This window comes from Embleya sp. NPDC001921 (assembly GCF_053594475.1).
Genome location: NZ_JBSFEO010000009.1, coordinates 153091 through 173426, shown reverse-complemented (window position 1 = coordinate 173426; position 20336 = coordinate 153091). Strand labels below are relative to the sequence as shown.

27 protein-coding genes are annotated in these 20336 nt (G+C 68.8%); 24 read left to right on the top strand and 3 right to left on the bottom strand.

Annotated elements, in window-relative coordinates:
- The first annotated feature begins 27 nt into the window (after positions 1 to 27).
- The 20 genes from ACWCPW_RS13545 to truA all read left to right on the top strand — a co-directional run bounded on the left by ACWCPW_RS13545 (position 28) and on the right by truA (position 12341).
- Positions 28 to 213 (top strand): type Z 30S ribosomal protein S14, encoded by a 186-nt coding sequence (locus tag ACWCPW_RS13545; protein WP_020549224.1) that lies wholly within the window; start codon positions 28 to 30, stop codon positions 211 to 213.
- Positions 214 to 400: 187 nt separating this feature from the next.
- Positions 401 to 799, top strand: a complete 399-nt coding sequence (rpsH, locus tag ACWCPW_RS13540; protein ID WP_020549223.1) for a 30S ribosomal protein S8 — start codon at positions 401 to 403, stop codon at positions 797 to 799.
- Between the two features lie 18 nt (positions 800 to 817).
- The gene (gene rplF / locus ACWCPW_RS13535; protein WP_020549222.1) at positions 818 to 1357 is read left to right on the top strand and encodes a 50S ribosomal protein L6; all 540 of its coding nucleotides are present in this window, start codon (positions 818 to 820) and stop codon (positions 1355 to 1357) included.
- Positions 1358 to 1359: 2 nt separating this feature from the next.
- Positions 1360 to 1743 carry a 50S ribosomal protein L18 gene (rplR, locus tag ACWCPW_RS13530; protein ID WP_020549221.1) on the top strand — a complete coding sequence of 128 codons (384 nt, stop codon included), beginning with the start codon at positions 1360 to 1362 and terminating at the stop codon, positions 1741 to 1743.
- Positions 1744 to 1789: 46 nt separating this feature from the next.
- Positions 1790 to 2395 carry a 30S ribosomal protein S5 gene (gene rpsE, locus ACWCPW_RS13525; RefSeq protein ID WP_020549220.1) on the top strand — a complete coding sequence of 202 codons (606 nt, stop codon included), beginning with the start codon at positions 1790 to 1792 and terminating at the stop codon, positions 2393 to 2395.
- Positions 2395 to 2577 carry a 50S ribosomal protein L30 gene (gene rpmD / locus ACWCPW_RS13520; protein WP_020549219.1) on the top strand — a complete coding sequence of 61 codons (183 nt, stop codon included), beginning with the start codon at positions 2395 to 2397 and terminating at the stop codon, positions 2575 to 2577. The genes rpsE and rpmD overlap by 1 nt, the downstream gene beginning before the upstream one ends.
- 1 nt (position 2578) lies before the next feature.
- Positions 2579 to 3037 carry a 50S ribosomal protein L15 gene (rplO, locus tag ACWCPW_RS13515; RefSeq protein WP_395871687.1) on the top strand — a complete coding sequence of 153 codons (459 nt, stop codon included), beginning with the start codon at positions 2579 to 2581 and terminating at the stop codon, positions 3035 to 3037.
- Positions 3038 to 3386: 349 nt separating this feature from the next.
- Positions 3387 to 4709, top strand: a complete 1323-nt coding sequence (gene secY, locus ACWCPW_RS13510) for a preprotein translocase subunit SecY (protein WP_020549217.1) — start codon at positions 3387 to 3389, stop codon at positions 4707 to 4709.
- Positions 4710 to 5363 carry an adenylate kinase gene (locus tag ACWCPW_RS13505; protein WP_449761703.1) on the top strand — a complete coding sequence of 218 codons (654 nt, stop codon included), beginning with the start codon at positions 4710 to 4712 and terminating at the stop codon, positions 5361 to 5363.
- A 142-nt stretch (positions 5364 to 5505) separates the two neighbouring features.
- Positions 5506 to 6273, top strand: a complete 768-nt coding sequence (map, locus tag ACWCPW_RS13500; protein ID WP_449761702.1) for a type I methionyl aminopeptidase — start codon at positions 5506 to 5508, stop codon at positions 6271 to 6273.
- A gap of 70 nt (positions 6274 to 6343) precedes the next feature.
- The gene (locus ACWCPW_RS13495) at positions 6344 to 6928 is read left to right on the top strand and encodes a DUF1707 SHOCT-like domain-containing protein (protein WP_449761701.1); all 585 of its coding nucleotides are present in this window, start codon (positions 6344 to 6346) and stop codon (positions 6926 to 6928) included.
- A gap of 18 nt (positions 6929 to 6946) precedes the next feature.
- Positions 6947 to 7327, top strand: a complete 381-nt coding sequence (locus ACWCPW_RS13490; protein WP_449761700.1) for a DUF1707 SHOCT-like domain-containing protein — start codon at positions 6947 to 6949, stop codon at positions 7325 to 7327.
- 195 nt (positions 7328 to 7522) lie between these two features.
- A complete protein-coding gene (infA, locus tag ACWCPW_RS13485) occupies positions 7523 to 7744 on the top strand; it encodes a translation initiation factor IF-1 (RefSeq protein WP_018382544.1) in 222 nt (73 codons plus the stop codon).
- 116 nt (positions 7745 to 7860) lie between these two features.
- Positions 7861 to 7974, top strand: coding sequence for a 50S ribosomal protein L36 (gene rpmJ / locus ACWCPW_RS13480; RefSeq protein ID WP_009740505.1), 114 nt, complete (start codon positions 7861 to 7863; stop codon positions 7972 to 7974).
- A gap of 182 nt (positions 7975 to 8156) precedes the next feature.
- Positions 8157 to 8537 carry a 30S ribosomal protein S13 gene (gene rpsM / locus ACWCPW_RS13475; RefSeq protein WP_020549212.1) on the top strand — a complete coding sequence of 127 codons (381 nt, stop codon included), beginning with the start codon at positions 8157 to 8159 and terminating at the stop codon, positions 8535 to 8537.
- A 67-nt stretch (positions 8538 to 8604) separates the two neighbouring features.
- Positions 8605 to 9006: a 30S ribosomal protein S11 gene (gene rpsK, locus ACWCPW_RS13470; protein WP_020549211.1), complete on the top strand. Its 402-nt coding sequence runs from the start codon at positions 8605 to 8607 to the stop codon at positions 9004 to 9006.
- Between the two features lie 28 nt (positions 9007 to 9034).
- Positions 9035 to 9661, top strand: coding sequence for a 30S ribosomal protein S4 (rpsD, locus tag ACWCPW_RS13465; protein WP_020549210.1), 627 nt, complete (start codon positions 9035 to 9037; stop codon positions 9659 to 9661).
- 100 nt (positions 9662 to 9761) lie between these two features.
- Positions 9762 to 10778, top strand: coding sequence for a DNA-directed RNA polymerase subunit alpha (locus ACWCPW_RS13460; protein WP_020549209.1), 1017 nt, complete (start codon positions 9762 to 9764; stop codon positions 10776 to 10778).
- A gap of 98 nt (positions 10779 to 10876) precedes the next feature.
- Entirely contained in the window at positions 10877 to 11398 is a 522-nt protein-coding gene (rplQ, locus tag ACWCPW_RS13455) for a 50S ribosomal protein L17 (RefSeq protein WP_406298194.1), read from the top strand.
- A 100-nt stretch (positions 11399 to 11498) separates the two neighbouring features.
- Positions 11499 to 12341, top strand: coding sequence for a tRNA pseudouridine(38-40) synthase TruA (gene truA, locus ACWCPW_RS13450; protein WP_449761699.1), 843 nt, complete (start codon positions 11499 to 11501; stop codon positions 12339 to 12341).
- Between the two features lie 72 nt (positions 12342 to 12413).
- Here the strand turns inward: truA and ACWCPW_RS13445 are convergent, their stop codons facing one another.
- On the bottom strand, positions 12414 to 13460 hold the full coding sequence (locus ACWCPW_RS13445) for a hypothetical protein (protein WP_449761698.1): 1047 nt from the start codon (positions 13458 to 13460) through the stop codon (positions 12414 to 12416).
- A gap of 357 nt (positions 13461 to 13817) precedes the next feature.
- On the opposite strand from ACWCPW_RS13445, the gene rplM reads away from it, so the two are divergent.
- From rplM to glmM, 3 genes are all read left to right on the top strand, one after another.
- Positions 13818 to 14261 (top strand): 50S ribosomal protein L13, encoded by a 444-nt coding sequence (gene rplM, locus ACWCPW_RS13440; RefSeq protein ID WP_020549205.1) that lies wholly within the window; start codon positions 13818 to 13820, stop codon positions 14259 to 14261.
- Between the two features lie 41 nt (positions 14262 to 14302).
- Positions 14303 to 14788 (top strand): 30S ribosomal protein S9, encoded by a 486-nt coding sequence (gene rpsI, locus ACWCPW_RS13435; RefSeq protein ID WP_020549204.1) that lies wholly within the window; start codon positions 14303 to 14305, stop codon positions 14786 to 14788.
- Positions 14789 to 14949: 161 nt separating this feature from the next.
- Positions 14950 to 16317 carry a phosphoglucosamine mutase gene (glmM, locus tag ACWCPW_RS13430; RefSeq protein ID WP_449761697.1) on the top strand — a complete coding sequence of 456 codons (1368 nt, stop codon included), beginning with the start codon at positions 14950 to 14952 and terminating at the stop codon, positions 16315 to 16317.
- A 28-nt stretch (positions 16318 to 16345) separates the two neighbouring features.
- On the opposite strand, the gene ACWCPW_RS13425 is transcribed toward glmM, so the two are convergent.
- Positions 16346 to 17323 (bottom strand): DUF389 domain-containing protein, encoded by a 978-nt coding sequence (locus ACWCPW_RS13425; protein ID WP_449761696.1) that lies wholly within the window; start codon positions 17321 to 17323, stop codon positions 16346 to 16348.
- A 19-nt stretch (positions 17324 to 17342) separates the two neighbouring features.
- A complete protein-coding gene (coaA, locus tag ACWCPW_RS13420; protein WP_395871666.1) occupies positions 17343 to 18311 on the bottom strand; it encodes a type I pantothenate kinase in 969 nt (322 codons plus the stop codon).
- 93 nt (positions 18312 to 18404) lie between these two features.
- On the opposite strand from coaA, the gene glmS reads away from it, so the two are divergent.
- Complete coding sequence (gene glmS, locus ACWCPW_RS13415) at positions 18405 to 20255, top strand: glutamine--fructose-6-phosphate transaminase (isomerizing) (RefSeq protein WP_449761695.1); 1851 nt, start codon at positions 18405 to 18407, stop codon at positions 20253 to 20255.
- Positions 20256 to 20336 lie beyond the last annotated feature (81 nt).

The following is a 20336-nucleotide window of genomic DNA, read 5'->3' as shown; positions in this document are numbered from 1 at the left end:
TGAGGAACGCAACAAGGAGACTGAGACGTGGCGAAGAAGGCCCTGATCGCAAAGGCCGCCCGCAAGCCGAAGTTCGAGGTTCGTGGCTACACGCGCTGCCAGCGCTGTGGCCGCCCTCACTCGGTGTACCGCAAGTTCGGCCTGTGCCGCGTGTGCCTGCGCACGATGGCCCACGCCGGCGAGCTGCCGGGCGTCACCAAGAGCAGCTGGTAGTTCGCGGCGGCCGTTTCGACGGCCGACGCGACCCGGCACATCGCCCGTCCCGCGGGGACGGGCGAGAACAGTAACGACGTCGTAGGTCCCGCACCGCAGTCGTCGCTTCGCCGCTCTCCCTCGGGAGGGCGGCGGGGCGAGGGATCGCACGCCGGGAAACCACGGCGAGAAAGGCCTTGAGGCCGTCATGACCATGACCGACCCCATCGCAGACATGCTGACCCGTCTGCGGAACGCCAACTCGGCATATCACGACGATGTCGTGATGCCGTTCAGCAAGATCAAGTCGCACATCGCGGAGATCCTCCAGCAGGAGGGTTACATCCAGGGCTGGCGCGTCGAGGACGCGGAGGTGGGCAAGAAGCTCACCGTCGTCCTCAAGTACGGCCCGAACCGCGAGCGCTCGATCGCCGGCGTCCGCCGTGTGTCGAAGCCCGGTCTGCGGGTGTACGCAAAGTCCACGAACCTGCCGAAGGTGCTCGGTGGCCTCGGCGTCGCGATTATCTCGACGTCGACCGGTCTCCTCACCGACAAGCAGGCGGCCAAGAAGGGCGTGGGCGGGGAAGTCCTCGCCTTCGTCTGGTAAGGGAAGGGAAGGAGAGCAATGTCGCGCATCGGACGTCTCCCCATCCCGGTTCCCACCGGTGTGGACGTCACCATCAATGGCCGCGAGGTTGTCGTGAAGGGCCCCAAGGGTTCCCTGTCGCACACCATCGCCGCCCCGATCGAGATCGCAAAGTCGGACGACGGCACCCTCGCGGTGACCCGTCCCGACGACGAGCGTCGCTCGAAGGCCCTGCACGGGCTGTCCCGGACGCTGGTGGCGAACATGATCACTGGTGTGACCCAGGGATACATCAAGAAGCTCGAGATCAGCGGTGTCGGTTACCGAGTCCAGGCGAAGGGCTCCTCGCTGGAGTTCGCGCTCGGATTCAGCCACCCCGTCGTCGTCGAGGCCCCGGAGGGCATCACCTTCGTGGTCGAGGCCCCGACCCGTTTCTCGGTCGAAGGCATCGACAAGCAGAAGGTCGGTGAAATCGCCGCGAACATCCGCAAGCTGCGGAAGCCCGACCCGTACAAGGCCAAGGGCGTCAAGTACGCCGGCGAGGTCATCCGCCGCAAGGTCGGAAAGGCTGGTAAGTAGGCATGGCTGTCGGCGTGAAGACCGGCAAGGGCGTTGCGAAGAAGTCTGTCGCACGCAAGCGCCGGCACATCCGGGTGCGGAAGAAGGTTTCCGGCACCCCGCTGCGGCCCCGTCTCGTCGTGAGCCGCTCCACCCGTCACATGGTGGCGCAGGTTATCGACGACATCGCCGGCCACACTCTCGCTTCGGCCTCCACGATGGACCCGTCCATCCGTGGTGGTGAGGGCGACAAGACCGCTCAGGCTCGCAAGGTCGGCGAATTGGTCGCCGAGCGCGCGAAGGCTGCCGGTGTAGAGGCCGTTGTGTTCGACCGCGGTGGTAACAAGTACCACGGTCGTATCGCCGCCCTCGCGGATGCCGCACGCGGAAACGGGCTCACCTTCTGAGCCCGCTGCTCCGGACAAGCTTCGAACGACAGATGAGGACATTCTGATGGCTGGACCCCAGCGCCGCGGTGGCGGCGCCGGCGGCGGCGAGCGGCGGGACCGGCGGGATCGACGTGATGGTGGCGCAGCCGCCGAGAAGACCGCTTACGTCGAGCGCGTCGTCGCGATCAATCGCGTCGCCAAGGTCGTGAAGGGTGGTCGTCGCTTCAGCTTCACCGCGCTGGTCGTGGTTGGCGATGGCGATGGCACCGTAGGTGTCGGTTACGGCAAGGCCAAGGAGGTGCCGGCCGCGATCGCCAAGGGTGTTGAAGAGGCCAAGAAGCACTTCTTCAAGGTCCCCCGTATCCAGGGCACCATTCCGCACCCGATCCAGGGTGAGAAGGCTGCCGGCGTCGTGCTCCTGAAGCCGGCCTCGCCGGGTACCGGTGTCATCGCCGGTGGCCCCGTGCGCGCCGTGCTCGAGTGCGCCGGCATCCACGACGTGCTGAGCAAGTCGCTCGGTTCGTCGAACCCGATCAACATCGTGCACGCGACCGTCGCGGCGCTCCAGGGGCTCGTTCGCCCCGAGGAGATCGCGGCTCGTCGTGGCCTGCCTCTGGAGGACGTGGCCCCGGCCGCGCTCCTGCGGGCCCGCGCGGGGGTTGGTGCGTAATGGCACGTCTCAAGGTCACGCAGACCCGATCCAAGATCGGTGGCAGGCAGAACCAGCGGGACACTCTCCGTTCGCTCGGTCTCAAGCGCGTCCACGACGTGGTCGTCAAGGAAGACCGCCCGGAGATCCGCGGCATGATCGCGACGGTGTCGCACCTCGTCACCGTCGAGGAGGTCGACTGACATGGGTGCTGACAACCCGCTGAAGGTGCACCACCTGCGGCCCGCCCCGGGCGCCAAGACCGCCAAGACCCGCGTGGGTCGTGGCGAGGGCTCCAAGGGTAAGACCGCCGGTCGTGGCACCAAGGGCACCAAGGCTCGTTACCAGGTGCCGGCCCGCTTCGAGGGTGGGCAGATGCCGCTGCACATGCGGCTGCCCAAGCTCAAGGGCTTCAAGAACCCGTTCCGGGTCGAGTTCCAGGTCGTGAACCTGGACAAGATCGAGGCCCTGTACCCCAACGGTGGCGAGGTCACCGTCGAGGGTCTGATCGAGAAGGGCGCGGTTCGCAAGAACCTGCCCGTCAAGATCCTGGGCACCGGCGAGATCTCGGTTGCCGTCCAGGTGAAGGTGCACGCCTTCTCCGGTTCGGCGAAGACGAAGATCGCCGCCGCGGGCGGTTCGACCGACGAACTGTCGGTCTGATCCGAACGCGGGACAAGGTGTGACCGTCATGGCCCGTTCGGATCGGTACCGAACGGGCCTTGACGTCGTTGGAGGCTATAGCGCAGGGGCGTCACGCCGGTAAGGTGGTGGCGCCCCTGTGGTTTGCTGTGACGTGGGGGCAGGTTCATTGCTCCACCCCCACACATGACTTGCTCTGTTTTTGCCGTGTGTTGTGTCATGTCGCAGGAACGTCGGGCCGGGGCGATACTTCCGGGCCGTCGGCGCTGTTATTGTCCGTGAGGTTCCTGTGTGGGACCTGACCAGTGGTCCTACCGGACCGACGACTCGATCGACTCGCCCCTAAGACGGGCGAGGCGCAGGAGGCAGTGTGCTCACCGCGTTCGCCAGGGCGTTCCGCACGCCCGACCTGCGCAAGAAGCTGCTGTTCACGTTGGCGATCATCGTCCTCTTCCGGATCGGGTCGCATATCCCGGTACCGGGCGTCTCGTTCGAGATGGTGCGCTCTTGCGTAGAGGACTCCAACCGGAACAGCCTGTTCGGCCTCGTGAACATGTTCAGCGGCGGCGCGCTGCTGCAACTCACGATCTTCGCGCTGGGGATCATGCCGTACATCACGGCGAGCATCATCCTGCAACTGCTGACCGTGGTGATCCCGCGGTTGGAGGCCCTCAAGAAGGAGGGCCAGTCCGGCACCGCGAAGATCACCCAGTACACCCGGTACCTGACCATCGCTCTGTCGATCCTGCAGTCCACCGCGCTGATCGCCACCGCCCGCAGCGGCGCGCTGTTCTCCAGCGCCCGCAGCGCCACCTGCGACCCGCAGGGCATCGTTCCGGACGACTCGCTCTTCCGGGTGATCGTCATGGTCGCCGTGATGACCGCCGGCACCTCGACGATCATGTGGCTCGGTGAGCTGATCACCGACCGCGGCATCGGCAACGGCATGTCCATCCTGATGTTCGTCTCGGTCGCCGCCGGCTTCCCGGCCGCGCTGTGGACGATCAAGGAGCAGGGCACCATCGGCGGCGGCTGGGTACCGTTCTTCACCGTCATCGCCATCGGCCTCGTGATGGTCGGCCTGGTGGTCTTCGTGGAACAGGCGCAGCGCCGGATTCCGGTGCAGTACGCCAAGCGCATGATCGGGCGTCGCGCCTACGGCGGGACCTCGACCTACATCCCGCTCAAGGTGAACCAGGCGGGCATCATCCCCGTCATCTTCGCCTCGTCGCTGCTGTACATCCCGGCCCTCATCGCTCAGTTCAGCGGTGGGAAATCGGACTGGGCGGTGTGGATCGAACGCCACTTCGTCAAGGGCGACCATCCGCTGTACATGATCACGTACTTCCTGCTGATCGTCTTCTTCGCGTTCTTCTACGTGGCCATCACGTTCAACCCCGAAGAAGTAGCCGACAACATGAAGAAGTATGGTGGCTTCATTCCGGGGATCCGCGCCGGCAGACCGACCGCGGAATACCTGAACTACATCCTCACCAGGATCACGTGGCCCGGATCGTTGTACCTGGGCATGATCGCGTTGGTACCCAGCATCGCGCTCGTGCTCTTCAACGCCAACCAGAACTTCCCGTTCGGCGGCACGAGCATCCTGATCATCGTGGGAGTGGGTCTGGAAACCGTGAAGCAGATCGAGAGTCAGCTCCAGCAGCGCAACTACGAAGGCTTCCTCCGCTAAATGCGTATCGTTCTCGTGGGGCCTCCCGGCGCGGGTAAGGGAACCCAGGCCCAGTACATCGCCGCCAACCTGTCGATTCCCGCCGTCTCGACCGGTGACATCTTCCGCGCCAACGTGAGTCAGGGCACCCCGCTCGGCCGCGAGGCGAAGACCTACATGGACGCGGGCAACCTGGTACCCGACGAGGTGACCATAGGCATGGTCCGGGAGCGCCTGGCGCAGCCGGACGTCGCCGCCGGTTTCCTGCTCGACGGGTTCCCGCGCAACACGGCCCAGGCAAAGGTGCTCGACGAGATCCTCGCCGAGAACGACACCGAACTCGACGTCGTGCTCGAACTCAAGGTCGACGACTCGGAGATCATCCAGCGGATCTCCGGCCGTCGGCAGTGCCGCGCCAACGGGCACGTCTGCCACATCCTGACCGACCCGCCGAAGGTCGCCGGGATCTGCGACGAGTGCGGGAGCGAGCTGTACCAGCGCGACGACGACCGCGAGGAGACCGTCCGGCACCGTCTGGACGTGTACAAGGAGCAGACCGAACCCTTGGTCGGCTATTACTCCGAGCGCGGCCTCCTGCTGCAGATCCAGGCGACGGGCCCGGTCAAGGAGGTCACCGAGCGCGCGATGGCCGCGCTTCGGGAGTTCGGCGCCTGATCGGCGTCGGCCGCGACAGACATCACACATGGGCGATCCGGGGAAACCCCGGATCGCCCATCGTGCTTTTGTGCCGAGACCCATCTTCGGCGACACACGAATACGAATGAGGACGGCCATGCCGGTGTTCAGGAAGCGGCACATGCGAATCGAACGCAAGACGCCCGAGCAGATCGAGAAGATGCGTCGTGCCGGGGCCGTCGTGGCGAACACCCTGGAGGCGCTGCGCGAGGCGGCGAAGCCGGGGGTGAGCACGGCGGACCTGGACGCGATCGCCGAGCGCTCGATCCGGGCCGCGGGCGCGATCCCCTCGTTCAAGGGGTACCACGGCTTCCCGGCGTCGATCTGCGCGTCGGTCAACGACGTGGTGGTGCACGGGATCCCGGACGAGACGCCGTTGGGCGACGGGGACATCATCTCGATCGACTGCGGGGCGATCCTGGACGGCTGGCACGGCGACTCGGCGATCACCGTGCCGATCGGCACGGTGCGGCCCGAGGTGCTCGAACTGAGCCGGGTGTGCGAGCAGTCCATGTGGGCGGGCATCGAGGCCGCGGTGGCCGGCGGTCGGCTGACCGACATCAGCCACGCGGTGGAGAAGTCGATCCGGTCCAACCCGCTGCCGGGCGGCGCCAAGTACGGCATCGTCGAGGAGTACGGCGGCCACGGCATCGGCACCGAGATGCACCAGGACCCGCACGTGCTCAACTACGGCCCCGGCGGCCGCGGGCCGCGCCTGGAGGTCGGGGTGTGCCTGGCGATCGAGCCGATGGTCACCCTCGGCAAGCCGGACACGTACACGCTGGCCGACGAGTGGACGGTCAAGACCACCGCGGGCGGGTACGCGGCGCACTGGGAGCACTCGATCGCGATCACCGAGAACGGCCCCGTGGTTCTGACGCTGCCCTGATGCCAGACCCCCCTCGATGGTGGGGCTGGCACCATGTACGACCCTTCGCGCCCTGCCTAGTGTCGATGACATGGTGAGGACTCCGACCATGCGGGCATCCGACGTGGACCGTGAGGCGGCGGTGACGCTGCTGCGCGATCACCACGCCGTCGGACGGTTGACGCTCGCAGAGTTCAACGAACGCATGGGGGCCGCCTACGAGGCGGTCACGCTGGGGGAACTGGCCCGGCTGATCTCCGATCTGCCGCCGCCGGAGCACCTGGAGGCGGACGTCGAGGTGATCCGCGCGCGGATGGCCTACGAGGTGGCCCGCACCCGGGCGACCCTGGCGCGGCCGGTCACGCCACAGTCGCCGCCGGCCGCGGCGTGGCCGGCGCCGAGACCGGCGCCGCCGCCGGTCCGGCCGCAGGTGCGCCGCGAGGTCGTTTCGGCGCGGGGGGAGAGCGACGGGTGGGCGGCCGGCGCGCGGGCCCTGCGCGCGGCGTGGACCACGCTGAACGCGGTCACCGCGTTGAACGTGGTGATCTGGCTGCTGGTCGCGGTGGCCGGTACCGGGGTCGTGTACTTCTGGCCGGTGTGGGTCTACGGTCCGGCCGCGGCCGTGCTGGGTTCGATCCAGATGGTCTACTGGCGCCACGGGCGCTCCTCGCCGTGACCGGGCTACCCTCGTCTCATGGACCGTGACCCGAACGCCGCCGCGACTCCCACGGACCGCGAACGCGTGACCGCCGAGCTGCGTGAGCACCTCGCGTCGGGTCGGCTGGCGCTGTCCGAATACCGGGCGCGCCTGGACGCGGTCCGCCGAGCCGGTACGGTGGGGGAGCTCGACGCGGTCTCGGCGAATCTGCCGGGCCGCGAGGATCGAGACGACGCGGCGGGTGCGACGCCGCCGCCGGAGTACCGACCGATCGTCGACGCGCCTCCACGAGCCGGTGCCTACGGTCCGGCGGAGGAGCGGCGTCCGCGGGTTTCCAACGCGACGTTGAACAAGGTCTGGTTGGTCGTGATGTCACTCGGCGTGCTGGTGTGGGCGCTGGTCTACTTCCTGAGGTAGGCCGACGGGCCCGGCGGGAACGGAACCTGTGGTTCCGGGCCCGGTTTCGCTTTCACCGGCCGAGTGCCTTAGACTGACTCGTCGGCTCACATGTAGCCAGGTTTGGCGCGCCCGTCATCTGGGCGCCAAAAATTTGAGCTTCGTCATGTGCGCCGGGTAACGGTAGCTGATCCCGAGATACGAAGCGCGGAGGACATGCCCAAGAAGCAAGGGGCCATCGAAATCGAGGGCACCGTCATCGAGTCGCTCCCCAACGCCATGTTTCGCGTGGAGCTTCAGAACGGGCACAAAGTCCTCGCGCACATCAGTGGGAAGATGCGGATGCACTACATCCGTATTCTTCCGGACGACCGGGTTGTCGTGGAGCTGAGCCCTTACGACCTGACCCGCGGCCGGATCGTCTACCGCTACAAGTAGGCGAGCCCCGGCCCTGCCCACGCCGAGCGTGGTGTGCGGGGCTTGGACGCAAACCGATAACCGACTCGGCGACGGCGGCGTGCCCGCACGCCTTCGTCACACGTACCGGAGAAATCATGAAGGTCAAGCCGAGCGTCAAGAAGATCTGCGACAAGTGCAAGGTGATCCGCCGTCACGGCCGGGTCATGGTGATCTGCGAGAACCTGCGCCACAAGCAGCGCCAGGGCTGAGCAGCACCCCCCTCGCACAACGAGCGATCGACGCGCGACGCACCCCGTAAGAGCCGCAGCACCCGACCCCCGTTTCGTGCGGGACGCCACCCTCGGCCGGAGGCCGAGGACCGAGGACATCTCCAGAAGGTGTGCCGGACCGGTGCTGGGCCAGACCTCCGACTAAACCAGGAGCCACACATATGGCACGCCTCGTCGGCGTCGACCTCCCCCGTGAGAAGCGGGTCGAGGTCGCTCTGACCTACATCTTCGGCGTCGGGCGCACTCGTGCGCTGGACACGCTGAAGAACACCGGTGTCAACCCCGACACCCGCGTCCGCGATCTCGCCGAGGACGACCTGATCAAGCTTCGCGACTGGATCGAGTCGAACTACCGCGTCGAGGGTGACCTCCGCCGCGAAGTTCAGGCCGACATCCGCCGCAAGGTCGAGATCGGTTGCTACGAAGGTCTGCGTCACCGTCGCGGTCTTCCGGTCCGCGGTCAGCGCACCCACACCAACGCGCGTACCCGCAAGGGCCCGCGCCGCGCGATCGCCGGCAAGAAGAAGCCGGGCAAGAAGTAGTCCGCGTACGACGGATCACGCGGTCCTCAATTCGTAGCGGACCGACGACCTCAGGAGTTTCCAGCAGATGCCTCCCAAGAGCCGCGCGGGCGCCAAGAAGGTGCGCCGCAAGGAAAAGAAGAACGTCGCTCACGGGCACGCCCACATCAAGAGCACGTTCAACAACACCATCGTTTCGATCACGGACCCCAGCGGCAACGTGATCTCGTGGGCCTCCGCGGGCCACGTCGGCTTCAAGGGTTCGCGCAAGTCGACTCCCTTCGCCGCGCAGATGGCCGCCGAGTCCGCCGCGCGTCGTGCCCAGGAGCACGGCATGCGCAAGGTCGACGTTTTCGTCAAGGGCCCGGGTTCCGGTCGTGAGACCGCCATTCGTTCGCTGCAGGCCACCGGCCTGGAGGTCGGCTCCATTCAGGACGTCACCCCCGTGCCGCACAACGGCTGCCGCCCCCCCAAGCGCCGCCGCGTCTGACCAGCAGCTGACTAGGAGTTAAAGAACAATGGCGCGTTACACCGGCGCGGACTGCAAGCGCTGCCGTCGCGAGAAGATGAAGCTGTTCCTCAAGGGCAGCAAGTGCGAGGGCCCCAAGTGCCCGATCGAGATTCGCCCCTACCCGCCGGGTGAGCACGGTCGTGGCCGCACCAAGGACAGCGAGTACCTGCTGCAGATGCGCGAGAAGCAGAAGTGCGCGCGCATCTACGGTGTGCTCGAGAAGCAGTTCAAGGGCTACTACGAGGAAGCGAACCGTCGCCAGGGCAAGACCGGCGAGAACCTGCTTCGCATCCTCGAGTCGCGCCTGGACAACGTGGTCTACCGCGCGGGCTTCGCCAAGTCGCGTGACCACGCCCGTCAGCTCGTTCGCCACGGTCACATCGTGGTCAACGGCGTCAAGACGGACATCCCGTCGTTCCGGGTCTCCGACAACGACATCATCGAGGTCCGCAAGGACTCGGTCGAGCTGACCCCGTTCGTGGTCGCCCGTGCCGAGGCCGGCGAGCGCACCGTCCCGGCCTGGCTCGAGGTCATCCCGGGCAAGATGCGCATCCTCGTGCACTCCCTCCCCGCGCGTCAGGTCATCGACACGCAGGTGCAGGAGCAGCTCATCGTCGAGCTCTACTCCAAGTAGGAGCTCAACGGGATCGGGCGGACCGGGATTGTGCCGGTCCGCCCGTATCCTTGTTTCCACTGGCGTCAAATAGCGGGCGCCATGACCAGGAGGCATCCCCATGCTTATCGCCCAGCGGCCGACCCTCACCGAGGACGTCGTCGACGAATACCGTTCGCGTTTCGTCATCGAGCCCCTCGAGCCCGGCTTCGGCTACACGCTCGGCAACTCGCTCCGTCGTACGCTCCTGTCCTCGATCCCGGGTGCGGCCGTCACCAGCATCCGGATCGACGGCGTCCTGCACGAGTTCACCACCGTGCCGGGTGTCAAGGAGGACGTCACCGACCTCATCCTGAACATCAAGCAGCTCGTCGTCTCCTCGGAGCACGACGAGCCGGTCGTGATGTACCTGCGCAAGCAGGGTCCGGGTGTGGTCACCGCCGGCGACATCGCGCCGCCGGCCGGTGTCGAGGTGCACAACCCCGACCTGGTCCTGGCGACGCTGAACGCCAAGGGCAAGCTGGAGATGGAGCTGACCGTCGAGCGCGGTCGCGGCTACGTCTCCGCGGTGCAGAACAAGCAGGCGGGCCAGGAGATCGGCCGCGTGCCGGTCGACTCGATCTACTCGCCGGTGCTCAAGGTCACGTACAAGGTCGAGGCCACCCGTGTCGAGCAGCGCACGGACTTCGACAAGCTGATCGTCGACGTCGAGACCAAGCAGTCCATGCGTCCGCGCGACGCGATGGCCTCCGCGGGCAAGACGCTGGTCGAGCTGTTCGGTCTCGCGCGCGAGCTGAACATCGATGCCGAGGGCATCGACATGGGCCCGTCGCCGACCGACGCCGCGCTCGCGGCCGATCTGGCGCTGCCGATCGAGGAGCTCGAGCTCACGGTCCGCTCGTACAACTGCCTCAAGCGCGAGGGCATCCACACCGTGGGTGAACTGGTCGCGCGCAGCGAGGCCGACCTGCTGGACATCCGCAACTTCGGTGCGAAGTCCATCGACGAGGTCAAGGCGAAGCTCAACGGGATGGGTCTGGCCCTCAAGGACAGCCCGCCCGGGTTCGACCCGACCGCCGCCGCGGACAGCTTCGGCGACGAGGACGACCACGGCTTCGCGGAGACCGAGCAGTACTGAGCTTCGCCGCGAGGCGTAGCCACCACCCGGGCCGACCGGCCCGGGTGGACTGACGCCGGTACCTGATACGGCCGGCGCAGGAATATCTAGGAGAGAACATGCCCAGGCCCACCAAGGGTCCGCGCCTCGGCGGCGGCCCGTCCCACGAGCGGCTGATCCTGGCCGGTCTCGCGACGGCGCTGTTCGAGCACGGTCGGATCACCACGACCGAGGCCAAGGCGCGTCGGCTGCGTCCCGTCGCCGAGCGACTGATCACCAAGGCGAAGAAGGGCGACCTGCACAACCGTCGCCAGGTGCTCACGATCGTTCGTGACAAGAGCGTCGTGCACGCGCTCTTCGAGGAGATCGCTCCTCGGTACGAGAACCGCCCGGGCGGTTACACGCGCATCACCAAGATCGGCAACCGCAAGGGCGACAACGCGCCCATGGCGGTCATCGAGCTGGTCGAGGCGCTGACCGTGGCGCAGACCGCGGTCGGCGAGGCCGAGGCCGCCACGAAGCGCTCGGTCAAGGAGCAGGAGACCGCCAAGGTCGAGACGACGAAGGTCGTCGAGACCGAGGAGGCGCCCGCCGCCGAGGCCGAGCAGGCCGAGGAGAGCAAGGACGCCGACAAGGCCTGACGGTCTCGTCGTTTGCTCCACGCGTTCTGAATCACAGTGCGAGCCCGTCCCCCGTATCCGTACGGAGGGCGGGCTCGCGCCATGCCCGGAGGTGGTTGACGTGGTGCGCTTGCGCATCGATCTGTCGTACGACGGAACCGAGTTCGCGGGCTGGGCCCGTCAGCGCGAGCTGCGCACCGTGCAGGGCACGCTGGAGAGCGCCCTGACCACCGTGCTGCGGCTGGCCGAGCCCGCCCAGTTGACGGTGGCCGGGCGCACGGACGCGGGGGTGCACGCGCGGGGTCAGGTGGCCCACCTCGACGTGCCCGACGAGGTGTGGGCCGCGTTGGGCGACGTGGCGCTGCGTCGGGTCACCGGGGCGCTGCCGCGGGATCTGCGGGTGCGCGACATCACCGTGGCGCCCGAGGGCTTCGACGCCCGGTTCGGCGCGATCTGGCGGCGCTACGCGTATCGGGTGTGCGACGCGCCGGGCGGGGTGGACCCGCTGCGGCGGGGCAGCGTGGTGTGGCACGACCGGCCGCTGGACGAGACCCGGATGCACGCGGCGGCGCAGCGGTTGTTGGGCGAGCACGACTTCGCGTCGTTCTGCCGCAAGCGCGAGGGGGCCACGACCGTGCGCTGCCTCCAGGACTTCTCCTGGGCGCGCGAGACGCCGACCGGGGCCGATGTGGGTCCCGCGTTTCGGCCGGTGATCGTGGCGACCGTGCGGGCGGACGCGTTCTGCCACAACATGGTGCGCTCGCTGGTGGGCGCGATGTTGGCGGTGGGCACCGGGCGCAAGCCGGTGGAGTGGCCGCTGGAGGTGCTCGGGCGCGCGGTGCGCGACTCGGGCGTGCACGTCGCGCCCGCGCACGGGCTGACCCTGGAGGAGGTGGCCTACCCGGCGGACGCGTTGCTCGCGGACCGGGTGACGGCCACCCGTCGGCGCCGGGACGGCGGCTGAGGTCGGGGCGGGCGGGGCCGGGACTCGGGCCCCGGCCGGTCCCGGTCGGCCCTGGATCGGGTCCGGTCCGGGTCAGCCCTGGATCTGTTCCAGGGCCTTGCGCCGGTTCTCGTCGTCGATCTGCTTGGACCTCGCCTCGCCGCGCGCGGTCAGCGAGTTCCACAGGAACTTGTCCACGTCGTCCTGGGCCTGGGCCATGGTCTTGTCGTCGCCGACCGGGTCCTTGCCGTCGGCGTACCAGTCCAGGGTGAACAGCGCGTAGCGGCCGACGGAGTTGCGCAGCTTGCCGTGTTTTTGCTTCTGGGCGTCGAGGACCCTGACGCCGGGGCCGGCCAGCGGCAGCAGTTCGCCGCCGTCCTTGCCGTTCTTGATCGCCGCGGCCTTGTCGGCCGAGGGGAACGAGGCGACCGCGGCGGTGGAGACGATGCCGTTGGGACCGACCACCGCGAGCCGGATGAGCTGGGTGCACTGCTGGTTGCGGGCGGCCGGGCCGAGCTTGGGGTCGGTGCCGTCCGAACAGGTGTTGTCCAGCTTGCTCGCGACCACCGAGTACTGCCGCCCGTTGACGGTGAACTTCGAGCCGGGGAACAGCGATTCGACCGTGAACGGCGCGTTGTCCAGGGCGGGGTCGGCGAGCACGGCCTGGGCCGGGGGCGGCGGCGGGACGGTGGGCGCGGGGCGGAAGGTGGGCTTGGCCGGGGCGAAGGTCGAGGTGGACGGGCCGCCCGAGGCGCCAGGTCCCGCGCTCTTGTTGTCGTCGCCGCCGGACGTGGCCATGACCGCCGCGACCACGCCGCCGATCAGGGCGAGGCCGAGCACGGAGCCGCCCACGGTGAACAGCAGCCTGCGGCGGCGGGCCGCCGCGTCGCGCCGCTCCGCCAGCGCGTCCCAGTCGGGACCGGTGGAGGAGCCGAACGGGTGTTGCCCCGCCTGCTGTTCGTGCGCCGGCCGGGCGAAGGGCTGCTGCGGTTGGGGGTGTGGTTGTGGCCCCTGGGGGCCGTGTGCCTGGGAGGGAAACTGGTCCCACGCGTGCGCCGGCTGCCCCGGTGACCCGGGCCCGCCCGGGCGTACGCTCCAGGGCTGCTGCCCGTCGTCTCCCGGTGTACCGACCCCCGACATACCCGCCCCCTGCAAGGAGTGACCCGCCTCGGCTCCCCATGCGCCGACGACCCGATCGTTCGGCGCATCGTACCTATCCGCCGATCCGGTGAGGACCGGCGTGGCACGGTAGGAGCACCCGCGTGGATGGCTTACGCTGGGGAGGGGCGTGAGCAGATCATCGCCCCATTGCTCGTTTTGACCGGCACCCCCTTGACCCGGTATTGTGCCGGTTCGTTGTGCGTATTGGCTTGCTTGAGTGGAGTCGGTACGCCGGGCCGCCGGCCACCGGAGTCCGCATTCGGTTCGGAATCATCTCCCGGACAGCCAGTCGGCATCCGTAAGCACACACTCACGAAGAAGCGAAGGCTATCGACCGTGCGCACGTACAGCCCCAAGCCCGGCGACGTCCAGCGTCAGTGGCACGTCATCGACGCGACCGATGTCGTGCTCGGCCGTCTGTCCACCCAGGCTGCTGCCCTGCTCCGGGGTAAGCACAAGCCGGTGTACGCGCCGCACGTCGACACCGGCGATTTCGTCATCATTGTGAACGCCGACAAGGTTCACCTGTCGGGCAACAAGCGCAGCCAGAAGATGGCGTACCGCCACTCCGGCTACCCGGGTGGCCTCCGCGCCGTCCGCTACGACGAGCTGCTGGAGAAGAACCCCGAGAAGGCCGTGGAGAAGGCCATCAAGGGCATGCTCCCGAAGAACACCCTGGGCCGGCAGATGTTGTCGAAGCTCAAGGTGTACCGCGGTTCCGAGCACCCGCACTCGGCGCAGCAGCCGGTTCCGTTCGAGATCACCCAGGTCGCGCAGTAGTCACGGCCACCGCCTGACGAACGAATAGTTTGAGGAGAACAGTGGCCGAGACCATTGCAGAAACCCCGATCGAGGAGACCGAGGGTCTTCCGCTCGAGAGCTACACGTCCGAGTCGCTCGCCTCGCGCTTCAGCGAGCCGCAGGCGGGTTCGGCCACCGGCCGCCGCAAGGAAGCCGTCGCGCGCGTCCGGATCGTTCCGGGCACGGGCAAGTGGAAGATCAACGGGCGCACGCTCGAGGAGTACTTCCCGAACAAGGTGCACCAGCAGCTCGTCAACGAGCCCTTCAAGGTGCTCGAGCTGGACGACCGCTACGACGTGCACGCCCGCATCCACGGTGGCGGCGTCTCCGGCCAGGCCGGTGCGCTGCGTCTGGGTGTGGCCCGTTCGCTGAACGAGGCCGACGTCGAGGCGAACCGCCCGGCGCTCAAGAAGGCCGGCTTCCTGACCCGTGACCCGCGTGCCACGGAGCGCAAGAAGTACGGTCTGAAGAAGGCGCGCAAGGCGCCTCAGTACAGCAAGCGCTAAACAGCCCGGCAGCACCCTCTGCGGCTGTACGCAGCGTCATCAGGCCCCGGGGGCACGGTTCGTGCCCCCGGGGCCTGATGCATTTTCCGGCGGTACTCCTGAGGGAGTGGCGTCGCGAGGTAGTGTCCGAGACATCCGGAATGTATGCGGGAGATCCAACTGTGGGACGACTCTTCGGTACGGACGGCGTGCGTGGCCTGGCGAATGGCCGGCTGACCGCGGAACTGGCGCTCGATCTGGCGGTCGCGGCCGCGCGGGTGCTCGGATCACGCGGCCGGGACGGGATTCCGCAATCAGGGCACGGCCGCAGGCCGTTCGCCGTGGTGGGTCGTGACCCCCGGGCCTCCGGAGAGTTCCTCGAGGCGGCCGTGGTCGCGGGTCTGGCGGGCGCGGGTGTGGACGTGTACCGCGCCGGCGTGTTGCCGACGCCGGCGATCGCCTACCTGACCGGGCTGCTCGGCGCGGACCTGGGCGTGATGCTCTCGGCGAGCCACAACGCGATGCCGGACAACGGGATCAAGTTCTTCGCGCGGGGCGGGCACAAGCTGCCCGACGACGTGGAGAACGAGATCGAGGCGTTGCTGGGCACCGCGTGGGAGCGGCCGACCGGGTCCGGGGTGGGCCGGGTACAGGACCATCCCGAGGGCCACGAGCGCTACGTCGAGCACCTGCTGTCCTCGCTGCCGCATCGCCTGGACGGGCTCAAGGTCGTGGTGGACTGCGCGAACGGCGCCTCCTCGGCGGTGGCGCCGGACGCGTTGCGTCGGGCCGGGGCCGAGGTGATCGCGATCCACGCGGAGCCCGACGGCCTGAACATCAACGACAACTGCGGTTCCACGCACATGGACGCGCTGCGGGCGGCCGTGGTCGAGCACGGCGCGGACGCGGGCATCGCGCACGACGGCGACGCGGACCGGTGCCTGGCGGTGGACGCGCGCGGCGAGCTGGTCGACGGCGACGCGATCCTGGCGGTGCTCGCGCTGGCGATGCGCGACGGCGGACAGCTCGTGGAGAACACGCTGGTGGCCACCGTGATGTCCAACCTGGGGCTCAAGCTGGCCATGCAGGCCGCGGGCATCAAGATGGTGGAGACCGCGGTCGGCGACCGCTACGTGCTGGAGGCGATGCAGGCCTCGGGTCTGTCGCTGGGCGGCGAACAGTCCGGCCACGTGGTGTTGTTGGACCACGCGACCACGGGCGACGGCACGCTGACCGCGCTGCGCCTGCTCGCGCGCGTCGCGGAGACCGGCACGCCGCTGCACGAGTTGGCCTCGGTGATGACGCGCCTGCCGCAGATGTTGGTCAACGTCGCCGGGGTGGACCGCACCCGGGTGCACACCACGCCCGAACTGGCCGAGGCCGTCGCGCTGGCGGAGAAGCGACTGGGCGACACCGGCCGGGTGTTGCTGCGCCCCTCGGGCACCGAGCCGTTGGTGCGGGTGATGGTCGAGGCGCAGACGCACGACCAGGCGCACGACGAGGCCGCGGGTCTGGCCGAGGTCGTGCGGACGCTGCTCGCGCTGGATTAGCAGGGAGCACGGCCGAACCCCCGCGGGTTCACGATGACTTGCCGGCCCCCGTCGTACGCGACGGGGGCCGTCGTCGTCCGGTCCGGGCGGCCTGCAGGCTCCACAGGCCGCGCTGGAGGAGCAGGGTGAGGGTGCCCGCGAGCACGATGCCGACCAGGTTCAGGCCGAGTTGGCCCAGCGAGCCGGCCGCCTGCCGGTAGTCGGCGTAGCGGATGGCCACCGACGCGTTCGCGGCCGCGGGCACGGTGGTGACCGAGATCAGTACGCCGATCAGCGCGCCGGACTTGGCGCTGGTCAGCGAGAGCATGCCCGCGACGCCGGCGAGCAGCGCGACCCAGAACGACAACCAGTCCGGTTGGAAGATGAACTCGGTGAGCGGGCGCGAGCGTTCGAGCATTTCGCGGTCGAACAGCCCGAACGCGCCCAGGAGCGCGGTGAACGCCATGGTGAGCGCCATCGCCACCGGGAAGCCGATCAGCAGCGCGAGCGCGGAGCGGCCGGCGAGTCGGGGCTTGCGCTGCACGGTGGCCACGCACAGTCCGGCGAGCGGGCCGAACTCGGGTCCCACCACCATCGCGCCGACGATCAGGATCGGGTTGTCCAGCAGTACGCCGCACGCCGCGATCATGGTGGCCACCGTCAGGAAGGCCAGGAAGGTCACCGAGAGGGTGGACTCCTCGGAGGTGGCCTCCTCGATCTCCTCCCAGACCACGGAGTCGGCGCTGTCGCCCGGTGCGTTCCGCTCGGCCCGGTCCGCGGACCGGGACAACATCACGTCCAGGTCCTCGAGCGCGATCGCGCCGTCCTCGCGCAGGCCCAGCGCGCGCAGTTCGGCGAGCACCGCACTGGTGGCCTCGCGCGCGAGATCGCAGGCGATCACGTCGCCGGTGGGCTGCACCGCCGCGCCCGGCCACACCACCAGGTGGGTCGCTCCCGGCTCGTCGAGCAACAGGTCGCGCACGGCGGCGCTGCGGTCGGCCGGGACGATCAGGCGCAGATGGAACATCCCGTGACGGTACCCGCCTTCACAGCTTGCGCAGTCGCAATCTGCTCACCGCGTGCTCCGCATCCTTTTGCAGTACCAGCGTGGCGCGGGCGCGGGTGGGTCGGATGTTCTGCACCAGGTTGGTCTCGTTGATGGTGGCCCACGTGTTCTCCGCGTACCGCAGCGCGTCCTCGGGGGTCATCACCGCGTACTTGCGGAAGTACGAGGCCGGGTCACGGAACGCGGTCTGGCGCAGCTTGACGAAGCGTTCCAGGTACCAGCGGCGGATGTCCTGGGTACGGGCGTCCACGTACAGGCTGAAGTCGAAGAAGTCGGACAGCGCGAGCCGGGGTCGGCCGTCGGCGGTCGGCGAGGCGGGTTGCAGCACGTTCAGGCCCTCGACGATCAGGATGTCGGGCCGGTGGATGGTCAGCCGCTCGTTCGGCACGATGTTGTAGGTCAGGTGCGAGTACACCGGCGCGGTGACCTCGGGCTTGCCGGCCTTGACGTCGGCGACGAAGCGCACCAGGGCGCGTCGGTCGTAGGACTCGGGGAAGCCCTTGCGGTGCATGATCCCGCGGCGCTCCAGCTCCTCGTTGGGGTAGAGGAAGCCGTCGGTGGTCAGCAGTTCGACGTGCGGGTGGTCGGGCCAGCGGGCGAGCAGTTCGCGCAGGATGCGGGCGGTGGTGCTCTTGCCCACCGCGACGCTGCCCGCGACGCCGATCACGAACGGTATCCCCGGGTTCTCGCCGTTGCCCAGGAACGTGGTGAGCGCGCGGCCCAGGCCCCGGGTGGCGCCCACGTACAGGTTCAGCAGCCGGGACAGCGGCAGGTAGACGTCGGAGACCTCGTCGAGGTCGACCACGTCGCCCAGGCCGCGCAGGCGTTCGAGTTCGTCTGCGGTCAGCGGCAGCGGCGTCCCGGCCCGAAGCCGGGTCCAGGCGGCGCGGTCGAGTTCGACGAAGGGGGACAGGTCGCGAGCCGGCCCCTGAGCCGCGAAGGAGTGCACGTGCCTATTGTCCCGAGTGTGTGCCCGCGCGCCGTCGCCGGGCCGTCGAACGCGTTTCCGCCGGCCCGATGGGGACCCCGTAGGCTGGCCCCCATGTGCGGGATTGTGGGATATGTGGGCGCTCAATCGGCGCTGGACGTGGTCATCGGCGGGCTCAAGCGGCTGGAATACCGCGGTTACGACTCGGCCGGGGTGGCCGTGCTCTCCGCCGGTGCCCTGGTGAGCGAGAAGCGCGCCGGGAAGCTGGCCAACCTGGTGGGCGCGCTGGCGGAATCGCCGCTCCCGGTCGGGACGTGTGGCATCGGGCACACGCGGTGGGCCACCCACGGTGCGCCCAACGACGCGAACGCGCATCCGCATCTGGACAACGCGGGTCGGGTCGGCGTCGTACACAACGGGATCATCGAGAACTTCGCCGCGCTGCGCGCCGAGCTGGCCGAGCGCGGGCACAAGCTCGCCTCGGAGACCGACACCGAGGTGGTCGCGCACCTGCTGGCCGAGGAGTTCGCGGGCGCGGGCGAGGACCTGGCCGAGGCGATGCGTCGGGTCTGCCGCCGGCTGGAGGGCGCGTTCACCCTGGTCGCGGTGCACGCGGACGCCCCCGACGTGGTGGTCGGCGCGCGCCGCAATTCGCCGCTGGTGGTCGGTCGCGGGGTCGGCGAGAACTTCCTCGCCTCGGACGTGGCCGCGTTCATCGAGCACACCCGCGAGGCGATCGAGCTGGGCCAGGACCAGGTGGTCGAGCTGCGCCGGGACGCGATCACGGTGACCGACTTCGACGGCGCGCCCGCGGCCTTTCGCGAGTACCACGTGGACTGGGACGTGTCGGCCGCCGAGAAGGACGGCTACGACTACTTCATGCTCAAGGAGATCGCCGAGCAGCCCAAGGCGGTCGCCGACACGCTGCTGGGCCGGATCGGCACCGACGGGCGCCTGGTGCTCGACGAGGTGCGGATCGCGGACGAGGTGCTGCGCGAGATCGACAAGGTCGTGATCATCGCCTGCGGCACGTCCTTCCACGCGGGCCTGATCGCCAAGTACGCGATCGAGCACTGGACGCGCGTGCCCTGCGAGGTCGAGCTGGCCAGCGAGTTCCGCTACCGCGACCCGATCCTGGACCGGCAGACGCTGGTGGTGACCATCTCGCAGTCCGGCGAGACGATGGACACGCTGATGGCCCAGCGGCACGCCCGCGAGCAGGGCGCCAAGGTGCTGGTCATCTGCAACACCAACGGCTCGACGATGCCGCGCGAGGCGGACGCGGTGTTGTACACGCACGCGGGCCCCGAGGTCGCGGTCGCCTCGACCAAGGCGTTCCTGACCCAGTTGGTGGCCTGCTACCTGGTCGCGCTGTACCTGGGCCAGGTGCGCGGCACCAAGTGGGGCGACGAGATCACCGAGGTGATCGAGCAGCTCGCGGCGATGCCGGAGATGGTGGACAAGGTCCTGGACACGATGGAGCCGGTGCGCGAGCTGGCCCGTTCGCTCAAGGACGCCGGTTCGGTGTTGTTCCTGGGCCGGCACGTGGGCTACCCGGTGGCCCTGGAGGGTGCGCTCAAGCTCAAGGAGCTGGCGTACATGCACGCCGAGGGCTTCGCGGCGGGCGAGCTCAAGCACGGCCCGATCGCGCTGATCGAGGAGGGCCTGCCGGTCGTGGTGGTGGTCCCGTCGCCGCGCGGGCGCTCGGTGCTGCACGACAAGATCGTGTCCAACATCCAGGAGATCCGGGCCCGCGGCGCACGCACCATCGTGATCGCCGAGGAGGGCGACGAGGCGGTCGTGCCGTACGCCGACCACCTGGTGCGCATCCCGGTCACGCCGGTGTTGTTGCAGCCGCTGGTGTCCACCGTGCCGTTGCAGGTGTTCGCGTGCGAGCTGGCCACGGCCAAGGGCCACGAGGTGGACCAGCCGCGCAACCTGGCGAAGTCGGTCACGGTCGAGTAGTTCGACCCGGTCCTCGACCGCCCCGCGCCCCTTCGTCGAGGGGCGCGGGGCGGTTTCGCGTTTGGGGCGGGGATGCTCGGG

Excerpts from the sequence above, each read along its gene's own strand:
- rpmJ (WP_009740505.1), top strand. The coding sequence starts at position 7,861 with ATGAAGGTCAAGCCGAGCGTCAAGAAGATCTGCGACAAGTGCAAGGTG.
- ACWCPW_RS13445 (WP_449761698.1), bottom strand. The coding sequence starts at position 13,460 with ATGTCGGGGGTCGGTACACCGGGAGACGACGGGCAGCAGCCCTGGAGC.
- rplO (WP_395871687.1), top strand. The coding sequence starts at position 2,579 with ATGGGTGCTGACAACCCGCTGAAGGTGCACCACCTGCGGCCCGCCCCG.
- ACWCPW_RS13495 (WP_449761701.1), top strand. The coding sequence starts at position 6,344 with ATGGTGAGGACTCCGACCATGCGGGCATCCGACGTGGACCGTGAGGCG.
- rpsH (WP_020549223.1), top strand. The coding sequence starts at position 401 with ATGACCATGACCGACCCCATCGCAGACATGCTGACCCGTCTGCGGAAC.
- rplQ (WP_406298194.1), top strand. The coding sequence starts at position 10,877 with ATGCCCAGGCCCACCAAGGGTCCGCGCCTCGGCGGCGGCCCGTCCCAC.
- rpsK (WP_020549211.1), top strand. The coding sequence starts at position 8,605 with ATGCCTCCCAAGAGCCGCGCGGGCGCCAAGAAGGTGCGCCGCAAGGAA.
- ACWCPW_RS13460 (WP_020549209.1), top strand. The coding sequence starts at position 9,762 with ATGCTTATCGCCCAGCGGCCGACCCTCACCGAGGACGTCGTCGACGAA.
- rpsE (WP_020549220.1), top strand. The coding sequence starts at position 1,790 with ATGGCTGGACCCCAGCGCCGCGGTGGCGGCGCCGGCGGCGGCGAGCGG.
- rplF (WP_020549222.1), top strand. The coding sequence starts at position 818 with ATGTCGCGCATCGGACGTCTCCCCATCCCGGTTCCCACCGGTGTGGAC.
- ACWCPW_RS13490 (WP_449761700.1), top strand. The coding sequence starts at position 6,947 with ATGGACCGTGACCCGAACGCCGCCGCGACTCCCACGGACCGCGAACGC.
- glmS (WP_449761695.1), top strand. The coding sequence starts at position 18,405 with ATGTGCGGGATTGTGGGATATGTGGGCGCTCAATCGGCGCTGGACGTG.
- rpsD (WP_020549210.1), top strand. The coding sequence starts at position 9,035 with ATGGCGCGTTACACCGGCGCGGACTGCAAGCGCTGCCGTCGCGAGAAG.
- map (WP_449761702.1), top strand. The coding sequence starts at position 5,506 with ATGCGAATCGAACGCAAGACGCCCGAGCAGATCGAGAAGATGCGTCGT.
- ACWCPW_RS13505 (WP_449761703.1), top strand. The coding sequence starts at position 4,710 with ATGCGTATCGTTCTCGTGGGGCCTCCCGGCGCGGGTAAGGGAACCCAG.
- infA (WP_018382544.1), top strand. The coding sequence starts at position 7,523 with ATGCCCAAGAAGCAAGGGGCCATCGAAATCGAGGGCACCGTCATCGAG.
- rpsM (WP_020549212.1), top strand. The coding sequence starts at position 8,157 with ATGGCACGCCTCGTCGGCGTCGACCTCCCCCGTGAGAAGCGGGTCGAG.
- rpmD (WP_020549219.1), top strand. The coding sequence starts at position 2,395 with ATGGCACGTCTCAAGGTCACGCAGACCCGATCCAAGATCGGTGGCAGG.
- ACWCPW_RS13425 (WP_449761696.1), bottom strand. The coding sequence starts at position 17,323 with ATGTTCCATCTGCGCCTGATCGTCCCGGCCGACCGCAGCGCCGCCGTG.
- rplR (WP_020549221.1), top strand. The coding sequence starts at position 1,360 with ATGGCTGTCGGCGTGAAGACCGGCAAGGGCGTTGCGAAGAAGTCTGTC.